General features: G+C 65.3%; 12 protein-coding genes and 3 pseudogenes. 7 read left to right on the top strand and 8 right to left on the bottom strand.

Features of this window, described 5'->3' with window-relative positions:
• Positions 1-2: 2 nt before the first annotated feature.
• On the bottom strand, positions 3-1,007 hold the full coding sequence (locus tag ACWEOO_RS02505; protein WP_452141433.1) for a helix-turn-helix domain-containing protein: 1,005 nt from the start codon (positions 1,005-1,007) through the stop codon (positions 3-5).
• Positions 1,008-1,132: 125 nt separating this feature from the next.
• Between ACWEOO_RS02505 and ACWEOO_RS02500 the strand changes: the two genes are divergently transcribed.
• Both ACWEOO_RS02500 and ACWEOO_RS02495 read left to right on the top strand, forming a co-directional pair.
• Positions 1,133-1,612 carry a winged helix-turn-helix transcriptional regulator gene (locus ACWEOO_RS02500; RefSeq protein WP_452141432.1) on the top strand — a complete coding sequence of 160 codons (480 nt, stop codon included), beginning with the start codon at positions 1,133-1,135 and terminating at the stop codon, positions 1,610-1,612.
• 48 nt (positions 1,613-1,660) lie between these two features.
• Positions 1,661-2,080, top strand: coding sequence for a VOC family protein (locus ACWEOO_RS02495; RefSeq protein ID WP_452141431.1), 420 nt, complete (start codon positions 1,661-1,663; stop codon positions 2,078-2,080).
• Positions 2,081-2,132: 52 nt separating this feature from the next.
• Here ACWEOO_RS02495 and ACWEOO_RS02490 read toward each other — a convergent pair whose 3' ends face one another.
• Complete coding sequence (locus tag ACWEOO_RS02490) at positions 2,133-3,161, bottom strand: hypothetical protein (RefSeq protein ID WP_452141430.1); 1,029 nt, start codon at positions 3,159-3,161, stop codon at positions 2,133-2,135.
• Between the two features lie 28 nt (positions 3,162-3,189).
• On the opposite strand from ACWEOO_RS02490, the gene ACWEOO_RS02485 reads away from it, so the two are divergent.
• Positions 3,190-3,660 carry a winged helix-turn-helix transcriptional regulator gene (locus ACWEOO_RS02485; protein ID WP_452141429.1) on the top strand — a complete coding sequence of 157 codons (471 nt, stop codon included), beginning with the start codon at positions 3,190-3,192 and terminating at the stop codon, positions 3,658-3,660.
• 51 nt (positions 3,661-3,711) lie between these two features.
• On the opposite strand, the gene ACWEOO_RS02480 is transcribed toward ACWEOO_RS02485, so the two are convergent.
• Positions 3,712-4,587, bottom strand: a complete 876-nt coding sequence (locus ACWEOO_RS02480; protein ID WP_452141428.1) for an alpha/beta fold hydrolase — start codon at positions 4,585-4,587, stop codon at positions 3,712-3,714.
• Positions 4,588-4,868: 281 nt separating this feature from the next.
• On the opposite strand from ACWEOO_RS02480, the gene ACWEOO_RS02475 reads away from it, so the two are divergent.
• On the top strand, positions 4,869-5,429 hold the full coding sequence (locus ACWEOO_RS02475; protein ID WP_452141427.1) for a TetR/AcrR family transcriptional regulator: 561 nt from the start codon (positions 4,869-4,871) through the stop codon (positions 5,427-5,429).
• A gap of 617 nt (positions 5,430-6,046) precedes the next feature.
• A pseudogene (locus ACWEOO_RS02470) lies at positions 6,047-6,760 on the top strand (transposase); the annotation flags it as partial.
• Here the strand turns inward: ACWEOO_RS02470 and ACWEOO_RS02465 are convergent.
• From ACWEOO_RS02465 to ACWEOO_RS02455, 3 genes are all read right to left on the bottom strand, one after another.
• Positions 6,715-6,900 (bottom strand): hypothetical protein, encoded by a 186-nt coding sequence (locus tag ACWEOO_RS02465; RefSeq protein ID WP_452141711.1) that lies wholly within the window; start codon positions 6,898-6,900, stop codon positions 6,715-6,717. The pseudogene ACWEOO_RS02470 and the gene ACWEOO_RS02465 overlap by 46 nt on opposite strands.
• The gene (locus ACWEOO_RS02460; RefSeq protein ID WP_452141426.1) at positions 6,900-7,514 is read right to left on the bottom strand and encodes a type IV toxin-antitoxin system AbiEi family antitoxin domain-containing protein; all 615 of its coding nucleotides are present in this window, start codon (positions 7,512-7,514) and stop codon (positions 6,900-6,902) included. Before ACWEOO_RS02460 ends, ACWEOO_RS02465 begins: the two co-directional genes overlap by 1 nt.
• A gap of 177 nt (positions 7,515-7,691) precedes the next feature.
• Positions 7,692-8,387, bottom strand: coding sequence for a type IV toxin-antitoxin system AbiEi family antitoxin domain-containing protein (locus tag ACWEOO_RS02455; RefSeq protein WP_452141425.1), 696 nt, complete (start codon positions 8,385-8,387; stop codon positions 7,692-7,694).
• A 350-nt stretch (positions 8,388-8,737) separates the two neighbouring features.
• Between ACWEOO_RS02455 and ACWEOO_RS02450 the strand changes: the two are divergent.
• A pseudogene (locus ACWEOO_RS02450) lies at positions 8,738-9,463 on the top strand (TIGR02677 family protein); the annotation flags it as partial.
• Between the two features lie 66 nt (positions 9,464-9,529).
• Here ACWEOO_RS02450 and ACWEOO_RS02445 read toward each other — a convergent pair.
• Positions 9,530-10,183: pseudogene (locus ACWEOO_RS02445) on the bottom strand (MBL fold metallo-hydrolase); the annotation flags it as partial.
• 15 nt (positions 10,184-10,198) lie between these two features.
• On the bottom strand, positions 10,199-11,446 hold the full coding sequence (locus ACWEOO_RS02440) for a M24 family metallopeptidase (protein ID WP_452141424.1): 1,248 nt from the start codon (positions 11,444-11,446) through the stop codon (positions 10,199-10,201).
• A 120-nt stretch (positions 11,447-11,566) separates the two neighbouring features.
• On the opposite strand from ACWEOO_RS02440, the gene ACWEOO_RS02435 reads away from it, so the two are divergent.
• Positions 11,567-12,079 carry a ricin-type beta-trefoil lectin domain protein gene (locus ACWEOO_RS02435; RefSeq protein WP_452141423.1) on the top strand — a complete coding sequence of 171 codons (513 nt, stop codon included), beginning with the start codon at positions 11,567-11,569 and terminating at the stop codon, positions 12,077-12,079.
• The last annotated feature ends 88 nt before the right edge of the window (positions 12,080-12,167 follow it).

Raw genomic sequence — 12,167 nt, 5'->3', positions numbered from 1 at the left:
GGCTACTGCGGCGGTGAGATCACGGTCGCGACACCAGTGACACCAGCCGGATCATGGTGTGCCATGGTCCGCCACTCGCGCGGTGAGAGCCCATAGACAGCACGGAATACGCGGCCGAAGCTGGACGGGTCGGTGAAACCCCAGCGCCGCGCGATCGTTGCTATCGTCAACGATCGCATCCCGGGCCGGGCGAGGTCCTCGCGGCATCCCTCCAGCCTCTGTCTGCGGATCCAGTCACCGAGGGAGATCCCGCCGGCAGCGAGGACGTTGTAGAGATGGCGCACCGAGATGTGGTGCTCGGCGGCGATTTGGCCGGGGTTAAGCCCAGGGTCGCCCAGACGGGCCCGGATGTACTCCAGGATCCGCAACTGCAACGTCGCCTGCCGCGGTTCCTTTCCGAATGCGGTGGCATCCAGGTGGGTCGTAATGAGCGCGCGGACCAGCTCGACGCTCGGGTGGCTCACCGAGGCTGCGTCAGGGTGGGTATAGATCTCGGGGCGGCTCGCCAGCCTATGCAGATAGGTGGCGGCCAGGTCGGCGATCGGATGCCCTGGGCTGAGCGTCGTGGCGCAGATCTGCCTGATCGCGTCGTGCGGCAGGCCCAGGGCGGCGATGGGAATCCGGAAGAAGTGCTGGCGGATCCCGTCAGGGTCGACCAGCGTGTAAGGCACAGTCGAGTCATAGATGACAAGATCCCGCGGGTTCAGCACCGCTTCCCGGCCATCCTGGATTACCAGGCTTGAACCAGTCAGCTGCAGTCCCAGGAAGATGCTCGGCGCAAGGTCGTCCCGGGTCAAGGCCAACGTCCGCTCTACGGTGAGCGCGTTCGAGCGGACCGAACACACCGTGAGCTGTCCGAGCTGGCTGATTGCCCCGTACGCGGCTGCCGGCCCAGCCTCGGTCGGGAAGTCGATCTCGACGCGGACGATCGTGCTCGCAATGGTCTCCCGTACCGCCTCGGCGCGATCAGCGGCAGGGACGCTTCGCGCATCAAGAATGACCGTCATACCGCCACCTTCGATCCCGGCACCACTCACAAGCGTGAACCCGGCGCTGGCTTATGTTTGGATAAGTCAGCTGCGACGGTACGCGCCAGACTGTTGTCGACGCAAGTCAGGTCTACACTCATGACATGACAGATCTACTCAGCCACCGGGAGGCCTGGTCGATGGCCAATTGCCCTGTCGCCGCCTCCATGGATGTTGTCGGCACGCGTTCGGCGATCCTGATCCTGCGGGAGGCGATTTTCGGCACCCGCCGATTCGAGGACTTTGTCCGCCGAGTCGGTATCGGTGAGCCGGCTGCGGCGGCGCGGCTCAAGGAGCTGACTGCCGCCGGTCTGCTGGAGCGGGTGCCCTACCGGGAGCCTGGTCAGCGGACGCGGCACGAATACCAACTGACCGCCAAGGGAGTGGACTTCCAGCCGGTTGTGTTCGCCTTGCTCCAGTGGGGGTCGAAATGGGAGACCGATGAAGCGGGCCCGCCTGTGCTTGCGACTCACCGCGCCTGCGGTGCGGCTGTCGGAGTCCGTATTCGCTGCGACGCCGGCCACGATGTGGAGCCGGGTGACGTCGTGATCGAGGCGGGCCCGGGGCTGATCACACTTTCCTGACTGCCCGCGCTGGTTCGGTTTGAAAACAAACCAAGGAAGGAATGGTCGATGACCGCTCGAGTCGCTCCGTACCTCAACTTCGGTGGCAACGCGCGTGAAGCGATGGAGTTCTATCAGTCGATCTTCGGCGGCGCTCTGGAGATCACGACCTACGCAGATCTTCACCGCGCACAGGACGCCCGCCAGGAGAATCTGGTTGCTCACTCGATGCTGAAAGGAGCGAGCGGCGTCATGCTGATGGGCTCGGACGCCGCGACTCCTGCGGAGTACGAGCCGGGCGGTTCCTTCTCAGTAGCGCTTGGCGGCGACGAGGCGGAGGTTACCGCGTACTGGGCCAGGCTCTCCGAGAGCGGAACGGTCACTGTGCCGTTCGCGAAGTCTGCATGGGGAGCGCTTCACGGACAATGCGTCGACAAGTTCGGCACAGCCTGGCTGGTGAACGTCACGGCCGGAGAGCAGATGCCGTGATCTCCGGCCGAGGCTGCACAGGTCGCGCCAAGTCGCCGACCGCGCAGTTCTGTCACCCGGCGACTGTCTGCATCTCCGGCTCATCGGCGCTCTCCCTCACACCGCGTGCTAGTACCCACTGCCGGAGCAGCACCAAGCCGAGGCCGGCCAGAAACCAGATAGCGAGGACGACGAGCGAGGACCCGGCATGCGATCCGTCGAAGTAGCCGAAGTCATTGATGGCTCGCACGGCTGCGCCGGGGGGAAGCTTCGCGGAGACAGCCTGGGCCCATCCAGGCAGCAGGTCGAATCCGATGGTCGCTCCGCTGGCCGCGTTGCCGACGGTTGTGAGGGTGAGTACAGCCAGACCTATTCCTGCCGGGCCGAGCCAAGCCCCGAGAGCCTTGGTTGCGAACGCGCTAGCGGCCGACAGAAGGACGAGCGACACGGCCAGGAGCGGGAAGGGTGGCGTGAGCGAGCCGTAGATGGGACCTGCGATTGCAGCGGCGATGACGCCGATCGCAACGGCGAAGCCGGCCATCGCGTAGAGCCGGTGGACCAGGCGAACCGTTGCGGCCGCTCCGGTGAGGCCTTGGGCCAAGACGAACGAGGCGAGCGTGACACCGAAGACCACATAGAACGCGGACAGTCCGCGTGCGTCATACCTCACGAGGGGGACGATGTCGCTTTCCTCGACGGTGAATCCGGCCTTACTGGCCAGGCCGCCGACGAGCTGTCGGGCTGTACCGCTTTCACTGAGCCCACTGGCACCGGCATACTCGAGCTGCAGTGTGGTCGGCGAGATCGTACCGATCACGGCGATCGCGTCTCCCTTGCGTACCAGAGCTGCACCCTCTTGGATGCTGGCGACTTGGCGGACGTCCACCGAGTCGCCCAAACCGCTTCGCGTCGTTGCGGTCAGCTGTGGCCCGACCGCAGCTAGCGGCAGGCTGTGCGGTGCCGGTGCTCGCTGGAGCCCGACATAGACCGCGATGAATGCAGAGCCGATGATCAGCCCCGTGAGCACCAGCGGGATCCAGGTTTTGTGCTGGGTGACTTCGGGGTCCGCCGTGCCAGAGCTCGGAACAGACGATGATGACATGACGACTTCCTCGGTTAGAGTGATTTGAATGTCAAACGAAGCGAAGCCGACTGCTGCTGGTTCGGGAGACAGACCGCAGCGTGACTCGCTGGCCGTCGCTCTAGACGCGATCAACGACCGATGGTCCTTGCACATCGTGCGAGCCGTCGCCTTCGGCGCCTCGCGATACACCGACATCCCGCGAGACGTCGGCGCCCCTAGAGACGTACTTGCCTCGCGGCTTCGGAAACTCACCGAATCCGGGATCCTGCAACCTCGCTCACCCGAGAACGGCCGCCTGGCTGGGTATGAACTCACGCAGAAGGGTCGCGACCTCGGGCAGGTCATCTTGGTGCTCAAGCGCTGGGGAGATACCCACCGCGAGAACGCCGTGCCCCAGGTCGACTTCATCCATGACGTCTGCGGCGAAGTGTTCGTCGCCGAAGTCTGCTGCCAGGCGTGCGGCAGGCCGATCCAGTCGGGGGAGTTCTCTGTCGATCACACTTCTCAGGGATGCTGACGGGGCGGGGGCTGTTGCCCCCCGCGCCCGCCGCTGCGCCACGGTGAACCATCAGATCTCGGCGATCATGGCCGCGATCACGGCCGGCTGATCCCACTGAGGCCAGTGAGCAGCATTCGGAACCTCTCGCAGCACTGCCTTCGCGAACAGCGAGTGCAGATGCTGCGCGACCCCGCTGTTCAAATACGGATCATGATCACCGAAAGCAACGGTCACCGGGATGTCGAGTCCGGTGAGTTGACCGCTCGCGATCTGGGCGTTCTGTTCACGAATCCCCGGGAACAGGTCGGCGGTCCAGGCCCGAATTGCGGAGATTGCATCCGTTTGATTTGCGTCGCCATAGAATTGCGGAAGAATAGCCAATCCACCGACGCCGGCGGGATCGGGTGGTCCCGGGTTCAACCTTCTGTCGGTGTAGGTGAGCATCCATCCGAGAATATTGGGGTCGGCGACGATCTCGTCCGCCAGCCGCGCCAGATGAGGGTCGGCCAGAAGACGGATGAATTCAGGAAACTCCAGCGTTGGGGAGTCCCCGAAGAAGGTGTTCAGCAATACCATCCCGCTGACCAGGCTCGGGTTGGCCAGCGTGAACCTGATCGCGACGGGACCACCGATGTCGTGCCCGACCAGGACGGCATCGTTCAACTCGAGAGCGTCGATGACCGCGGCCAACTCGCTTTCGCGTTGGCCGGACTGTATCGGCCAGATTGCGTCTCGCCCAGATAGACCGTGGCCAAGGAAGTCGAAGGTGACGACATGCCGCCCCGCCAACTCCGGCAGGAGGCGGTTGTAGATCCGTGAGTCGTCGGGGAAGCCGTGGGTCATCACGACCGCGGGGCCCTCGCCAGCGTACTCGTTGACGTGAACGTATCCCTTGGCAGTGGCTACCTGGTGTTCGGTCACGGCTAGCGAATCGGGGCTCTTCATGCTAATCCTTCTGATGGTCAGACTGCAGGTGAATGAAGATTCTTCTGCGGATCCCAATGCACGATATGGATGATCAACCAGACAAGACGTTAGGCCCCTTTGTCACCCCGTGCGCTTCACGCGGGAATCCACTGCGCGGAATGTAGACAAGTCTGCACGCACTGCAGAGTCTTTTGATCGATCACGCAATGCGACGCATGACGGTGAACCGATCGGCTATCGAAGTATGCATCGACTGATAACGTGTCTTTCGTCGGGAATTTCGGCGAGTGGAGAAGCGCATGGCGACGAAGATGCGGCTGACCGTGGCGGAGCGGAGCAAGGAGGTGTTGCGGGCGGCGATCCACGCCTTCGGCGCGTCCGGATATGCGGGTACGAAGACCGGTGAGATCGCCCGGCTGGCAGGCGTCTCGCAGCCGTATGTGATCCGGCTGTTCGGGACCAAGCAGCAGCTCTTCCTGGCCGCCGTGCAAGCGGTGTGCGACACGATTGAGCAGACCTTCCGGCAGGCTGCCGACGAGATGGCCGACCTGGAGAGCATCGCCGCGGCATACGAGACGCTGATGGTCGACCGCGAGATGCTGCTGGTTCTGCTGCACGGGTTCTCGGCCGGCGCCGAGTCGGCGATCGGCGATACCGTCCGCGAACGCTTCGGTGGAATCTACCGGCTGGTGCGCGAGCTCACTGGCGTCTCACCGATCGAAGCTCGGGACTTCCTCGCCACCGGCATGCTCCGGACGATGCTGTCGGCGCTTCGGATCAGTGACCCGGCCGCGCCAAGTCTGCCCTGGGGCGAGGAGCTCAACTGCACTTTCCTGAACGACCCCCGGACACCGAGCTAGGCCTCGGCGGAACAGCCTCCCCCGAGGCGAACCAGATCAGAGCCGTGGCGAGCACGAGCACGTTGACGGCGCTCAGCACAGCGGCCCTCGAACTCCTACAGCCTCTTCCGGCCGACGCACGGCCAGGTCGCGAGGGTGGCGGCTCGCAGGAGATGGCAACAATCCTGCCGTTTGCACATTTGGTGCCGCTGTCCACCGAGAACACGGAACGGTTCGCGAAGCCCCATCCAACGAACCAGAACCCACTCGCCAGCAAGACAGTTCAGAAGCCATACAGGTATCGCCTGGTGTTGAAGGCCTCGCAGCTGCCTTCGAGGAGTTCCTCAACCATCGCCCCTACGGGCGGATGGTCGATAGAGCCGAGGCCGTCCTCAACGATTGCCGGCGACGCCATGGCTGCTCTCCTCGGCGAGCATGGAGATGATCTGGTCCGCGTCACCCAGAACCGGAATGTTGGCGTGGTCGCTCGAGAAGATGATCTACCTGGTGCACTTCGCCTTGCGGATGCGCGGTATGACGTCCTCGTAGATGAACCGGTTGTCGAGGTCGGGCCCTGACCCTGGTTCTTGGACACGCTGATTCCAGCAGTTGCTGGGGTAAGCGAGATGATCCTGACTATGGCCCGCAAGAACTACTCCGAGCAGTTCCGTCGGCAGGCCGTCGACTTGTACGAGTCCACCCCGGGCGCGACGCTGAAGGGCATCGCGGCTGATCTCGGGGTCGAACGAGCGACCCTGAAGCGTTGGGTCGACCAGTACGGAACGGGCAAGCAGACGACCGCCGATGGGACCATGACCACCCGCCGCGTGAGCAGCCGAGCAAGCGGCTCGCGGCCGCCGTCGGGGCTGGAGACTGCGGAGGAGAAGATCGCCCGTCTCGAGGCTGAGAACGCCGCGTTGCGGGCGGAAAGACCAAGCTCAGCACCGAGCGAGAGATCCTGCGCCAGGCGGCCAAGTATTTCGCCGGGGAGACGCGCTGGTGACCCGCTTCCAGTTCGTCGCCGACTACTCCACCACCTCCTGCGCTGACCGGAGTGTGAAGCGGCTGTGTGAGCTCGTCGAGATCGAGCGATCGTCGTACTACGCCTGGCTGAAGGCCGCTCCCGCCCGGCAGGCGCGGGCCGCAGCCGATGCTCAGCTCGCCGACCGTATCCGGTCGATCCACGACGAGGACGACACCGTCGGCGCGCCGCGGGTGACCGCGGAGCCAACGACGGTGCTCCCGCAGGTCGGCGGGTGAACCACAAACGGGTCGCCCGCGTCATGCGCGAGCACGGCATCCGCGGCTACAGCAGTCCGCCCTTGAGAACGAAGTGTTCGCGGCCGGCTGGAGATGTGGCCAGCCGATAGAGAAATCGCTCAAGGATGTACTCAACCATGACTTCGTCGGTGGCGCGCAGTTGTCGGCGCGCTGAGTTCCGCAAGTCGTTGTAGACGCGACCGGTCGTGGTGTTGCGGGCTGGATTGACCATCAGGCGAGCACCGCTTCAACGGCTGGCCGGATGACGGAGAGGGCGTGCAGTTCACGCGCAACGCGTTGAAGGTTCCCGACCCCGTCAGGCCCGCTCGTTCGTAGGTAGCGGCCGAGTGCCCCGAGGGCGCGTGTGTGGCCGATTCGATTGCGGTGGCGCATGGCATCAACCACGCTGCGGGCAGCGTCGTAGACCGGCACGGACTCTCCTGGCGCGGCCTCGTACTGCTCGATGTTGAGGTCGAAGGTCTTGGCCGCGTATTGCGCGACCACCACGGGTGGATAGGAGATTGCCGGGCGGCGAGTGCCGCGCGGTACGGCGATGTGTACGGCGGCTGGTATGTCGTCGATCAGATCGTGCAGCGCGAGAGCGGACTCGCAGCAGACGACTGCGTGGGATGCTCGTGTGTGAACCGCCAGCAGATCGAGGTGCGCGGTCTCGGGGGCGTCCGACCGCCGGTAGACACCACGCGAGAGCTCGAGCGCGGTGCCTTCGCTGACCAGCGTCGCCAGATCCCGTGACGGCAGCCCGGCGTGGCGCGCCTGCGCCGTGGTGAAAGTGGCCGGCAGCATCGCCAGCCGTTGGCGTGCGCGAGTCGACTCCACAGACGTCATGTATCAAATCATACCCTGCGATGGCATCGAAGGGTGCGATTTGATACACACATTGGATCTCCGCCTCACAACTGATCAGGACAGACTGTGTCCGTGATCTGGTCGGCGACCGGGTAGAGCCGGAGGGAGGAGTGACCAGCGGGCGGCGCAGATGGAGCCGGTCGGCCCCATGCTCAGTCATGGTCCCATCCTTGCGGGCTCAGCCTGGCCAGCTCGAACAGGTCGTTCGCCAGGGGACTTGCCGCCGCTTCTGTGTCGCGCTGCGATGGGGCTGAGGTGGCACGTGAGCCGGTCGGCTGTGACGAGCTTGCCGGCGCGTGCGGCGTCGCGTACGGCGTCGGCGACCAGGGACAGGTAGGTTCGGAGCTCGACCAGATCCGCGATGGGGCGCTCGACGGTCAGGGTGGGGACTCCGTCGACGTGGATTACGTCGTCACGGGTCAGTTGCCGGATGCGCAGGCGCACGCCGGGAAGCTGGGTTCCTCTGCGTGCGGGCACCATGAAGTCGAAGCCGTCGAGGAAGAAGTCGCCGATGTCGTGGACGATCGCCGCCGTGATGCCGGCCGTCACGACCGATGCGACACCGGCGCTGGTGCGGGGTGCGGTCGTTCCACCAAGGGCCAGCCAGGTCGCGTAGATCGCCTCGTGGTCTTGTGGTGGCGCTCCGGCCATGCGGTAGACGCCTTGTGCCACACGCTCGATCGCGCCGGCCGACGCCATTCGGGAGAGCTGCTTGCGGGAGACGCCGGCGTCTTTGGCCTGCGCAGTGGTGACTAGGCCCCACCGGCGTTCCGCGATGGAGCCGAGCCGTGCCAGCGTCGGATCAGCAACGATTGTGCCCAGTTCCGGGGACAAATGTTGTCGCAGGTGCAAGCTGCCTTGTCCAAGCCAGTTAGCCCGAATGACGAGCCTCCGAGACCGATGACGCCACATCCCCCCGACGCCCCCAGCCGTGGCGTCATCCAGACCTCGGCTGTCCGTCATATCGTTCGACGTCACTCTCTGTTACAGAACTGCCGAGTCCGAATCAGCTCGTCCAGAGGCTGTGCATCGGATCGATTGCGCCGAGATCGGTGTGCCTCAGGGTGGAAGAGTCCGAGGGCGAAGTGCGACGTACGTGGCACCGGCGAACTCGCCGGCCGGGACCTGGCACGCCTTCCGCTGCGTCGTAGTGTCGGTGACTCTCGGTACGCTGGCGTCGGCCGGTTCCGGAGGAGGGTCCCGTGGATGCAGAGTTCACGCCGTTCAGTTACCTGACGGCGCCCAACGAGCGTCTGTACCGGGCCGTGATGGACGCGTTCGTGCAGGCCAAGCGGCGGTTCGTCGTCCATCTGCGGCCGGAGGACGTGCGTACGTCGATGCGGGACGTGGCGGAGCTGCCGGCGATCACCGACGCGCTCGGGCGGCTGGTGGAGTGGGGCAACCTGCGCGCGGACCCGGACACCAGTCGCGTGACGTCGGTCGAGGACTTCCACCGATCGCGTTTCCTGTACCAGTTGACCGTCCGTGGCGAGGCGGTCGAGCAGGCGGTCGCGGCGTACGACGAGGCGCTCGGCCGGCGCGGCGCGCTGCAGGCGGTCGCACTGACGGACATCGCGATGCAGCTCCGCGCGCTCGCCGAACTGTCCCAGGTCGCCGAACCCGATGCGGCGAAGGTGCATCTGCTCCTCAGGGGATTGGTCGACCGGTTCACCGATCTGGCCGGAAACGCCCAGGCCTTCATGAGCTCGCTGCAGCGCACGATCGATCTGCACGACGCGGACGCCGACGTCTTCCGTGCGTACAAGGATCGGCTGATCGACTATCTGGAACGGTTCATCAAGGATCTGGTGAGTACCGGCGCCGAGATCGCCGCCCTCGTCGGCGAGTTGGAGCGCCGCGACGTCGGTACCTTGCTGGACGTCGCGGCCTGGCGGGAGGCCGAGGACGCCGGTATGGCCGTCGCCGGCCGGGCCGTGACCGGGCACGACCGTGTAGAGGTCGGGCAGAGCCGAGCGCATGCGATGCAGGGAGGCCAGGTAGGGATCAGGCCCGCCTTGCAGGAGCATCGGCGCGATGCCGGCGTGGCAGAGATAGTTGCCCGTCCACGCCACACCCGCATCGGGGACGTAGACGATCGTGTCACCCGGCCCGTTGCCCGGACCGAACTGCCAGAGCTTGACGACCCGTTCACCGAGGTCGATTTCGGCCCGGCCGTCGAACGATACGTCAGGCTTGCGCCAGTTGGTGATCGCGTCGAGCAGCGCCTCGTCGCCAGACATGTTTTGCGACCTGAGCTCGCGCTCGCAGGCCGGATCGGACGTGTTGTCCTTGGTGAGGCGTGAGGACCGTACGACGACGTCGTCGGGGAATGCGGCGCTGCCGAAGGTGTGGTCTCTGTGGTTGGTCGTGGTGACGAGGTACCGCACCGGTACGTCGGTGAGCTCGGCGGCGATCTGCTGGATCCGCTGGGCCACTCCGGCGGTGATACCGGCGTCGACGACCAGCGCGGCGCGCCGGCCGATGACGATCCCGGTGTTGTCCTCGGGCGGCTGATTCGCCAGCAGGGCATGGAGACCGTGGCCGAGCTCGCTGATGGTGAACTCCAGACCGACCGGGCTGAGATTCTCCGCCTGGTATCTGTCGGGGCGGGCGGCGAGCTCGCGGTCCTGGACGGGATGAGTGGGCATAAGGTGTCTCCCTCGTCAGCGGCGCAGGAGCTGCGCGGTGAACGTGTTCAGCTCGATCGGGTCCTCTGCGCCGACCACGACGGTGCCGCCGAGGTTGACCAGATGACCGTTGATGACGCAGTTCGGCTCGAAGGAGAACGTCATGCCCGGCTGCAGCGGTAGGTCGCGACCGACGGTCGGGACCTCACCGAGTCCGCCGTACACCGCGGCCGGTGGGAAGGTGCGCAGACCCCGGCCGAACCCGCAGACCGTGCCGTACGGGTTGAGGCCGTGGACCATCGGGTGCACGTTCCACCCGCCGGCGTCCTCGAGGACGGCGAGCATGGCGTCCGCGACGTTGCCGAAGGTGTTGCCGGGACGGAGAGTCTCCAGCCCGACGTCGTAGCCGGCGCGGGCGATCTTGGCGGCTGTCTCGATGTCGGGGTGGACGTCGCCGACGGCGATGGCTACCTGGCTCTGGGTCTCGCGCCGGGCGACGGAGTTGAGGACCTCTGCCATGACGACGTCGCCGTTCCTGATCACCTGACGCTGCTGTGGTCGGTATGCCCAGGGCGCGTCACCCCACGAGACGACCGAGGCGCCGGTGTTGATCAGGATGTGCGGTTGCGCGCCGCGGCGGTATCCGGTGGCCATACCGGCCGCGAGTACGTCGGCGTCGGTGGCGCCGGGGTGCGCCGCCAGCAGCATCGCTTCCGCGATCTCGTCGCCAACGGCCGCGGTGTACTCGACCAGTGCGAGCTCCTCGTCGGAGTTGGGCAGCATCCGCAGCAGCAGCGGGAGCCACGCAGGCTTGAAAGTTGCCTTCGGGAACTCTTCGGCCAACGGGGCGTAGAGAGCAAGCGGAAGGATCGGGAGGATGTGCCAGGGCGGGTACGGCTCGAGACCGACGACACCGATCCTGCCTTCCTGGACGTGATGTTCACGGACCAGCGCGGCGACGTGCGCAGGATCCTTTCCGACCCGGATGTCCTTGGGGGAGATCCACAGGTCGTCCCCGCGCTTGGTCGCCTCGATGTGGTCTGTGACGTGCATCGGCGACCAGACGAGCTGGATCGGGTCCGCATCGCCGAAGAACATCACAATGGTCCCCGGCCGGTCGTTGCTGAAGTAGTTGTCCGGCGCGAACGGCGCCGCTGGAATTCCCTCGTGCTCGCCATACACCAGTAGGGCGTCGAGGCCTTCGACGGCCATCACGTCTCGAGCCAGCGCCCAGCGCCGGTCGCGTTCGGCCTGGCTGTACGTCGGAATTCGGTCCATGGTCATGTCTCAGATCTTCCTCTATGAACCTAGAGGAATGGCAAGTTGAGCCGATGTGATCTGTCGGACATGCGTCGTGTATCTCTACGATGCTAGAGTCTCGCTCGATCGAAAGGTAGGGTGTTGATGAATACAACTGTGCGCAAGCGCCTGGGCTCGACCGTCGCTGCGACGGTCCTGGTAGGCGGTGCGGTGATCGTGTCCGCGAGTCCAGCGCAGGCGATCGTGTACTACACCGTGAAGAACGTCCACAGCCACACGTGCCTGACCGCCGGTGCGAAGCAGAGCAACGGCGCAGCGTCGGTCTTCGTTGCGTCGTGCAACGGCAGTACGTCCCAGCAGTGGACCCAGTCGGGCTCGGACAGTGCCAATTTCCATCTGCTGAAGAATCGGGCGACAGGGCTGTGCCTGATGACGGACCACAAGAGCCATGTCAATGCGGTGTGGGCGAGCGGGTGCGACATCACGCAGCTCGACCAGGTCTGGCAGCACGACTTCACCTCCAGCGGGGGATACATCGTCAACCGCCGTGACTACATCACCAAGATACGAACGAGCCCTCGGGCCGGTGCGGTCTACGCGGACGACACCGATCAGACCGAGTGGTCGTACTTCCAGTGGACCTACTCGTACGTGTAGGCCGTGCAGGCGGGTCGGAGTACAGGGGACCGACCCGCCTGCCGCGCGAGCGGATCACCGAGGGCCTGAGCGTCACCTTGGTGCTGGA

Source organism: Kribbella sp. NPDC004138 (assembly GCF_053603655.1).
The sequence above is the reverse complement of the archived record's forward strand: the minus strand, read 5'-3'. Positions and strand labels throughout refer to the sequence as shown.

Excerpts from the sequence above, each read along its gene's own strand:
- ACWEOO_RS02505 (WP_452141433.1), bottom strand. The coding sequence starts at position 1,007 with ATGACGGTCATTCTTGATGCGCGAAGCGTCCCTGCCGCTGATCGCGCC.
- ACWEOO_RS02500 (WP_452141432.1), top strand. The coding sequence starts at position 1,133 with ATGACAGATCTACTCAGCCACCGGGAGGCCTGGTCGATGGCCAATTGC.
- ACWEOO_RS02495 (WP_452141431.1), top strand. The coding sequence starts at position 1,661 with ATGACCGCTCGAGTCGCTCCGTACCTCAACTTCGGTGGCAACGCGCGT.
- ACWEOO_RS02490 (WP_452141430.1), bottom strand. The coding sequence starts at position 3,161 with ATGTCATCATCGTCTGTTCCGAGCTCTGGCACGGCGGACCCCGAAGTC.
- ACWEOO_RS02485 (WP_452141429.1), top strand. The coding sequence starts at position 3,190 with ATGTCAAACGAAGCGAAGCCGACTGCTGCTGGTTCGGGAGACAGACCG.
- ACWEOO_RS02480 (WP_452141428.1), bottom strand. The coding sequence starts at position 4,587 with ATGAAGAGCCCCGATTCGCTAGCCGTGACCGAACACCAGGTAGCCACT.
- ACWEOO_RS02475 (WP_452141427.1), top strand. The coding sequence starts at position 4,869 with ATGGCGACGAAGATGCGGCTGACCGTGGCGGAGCGGAGCAAGGAGGTG.
- ACWEOO_RS02465 (WP_452141711.1), bottom strand. The coding sequence starts at position 6,900 with ATGGTCAATCCAGCCCGCAACACCACGACCGGTCGCGTCTACAACGAC.
- ACWEOO_RS02460 (WP_452141426.1), bottom strand. The coding sequence starts at position 7,514 with ATGACGTCTGTGGAGTCGACTCGCGCACGCCAACGGCTGGCGATGCTG.
- ACWEOO_RS02440 (WP_452141424.1), bottom strand. The coding sequence starts at position 11,446 with ATGACCATGGACCGAATTCCGACGTACAGCCAGGCCGAACGCGACCGG.
- ACWEOO_RS02435 (WP_452141423.1), top strand. The coding sequence starts at position 11,567 with ATGAATACAACTGTGCGCAAGCGCCTGGGCTCGACCGTCGCTGCGACG.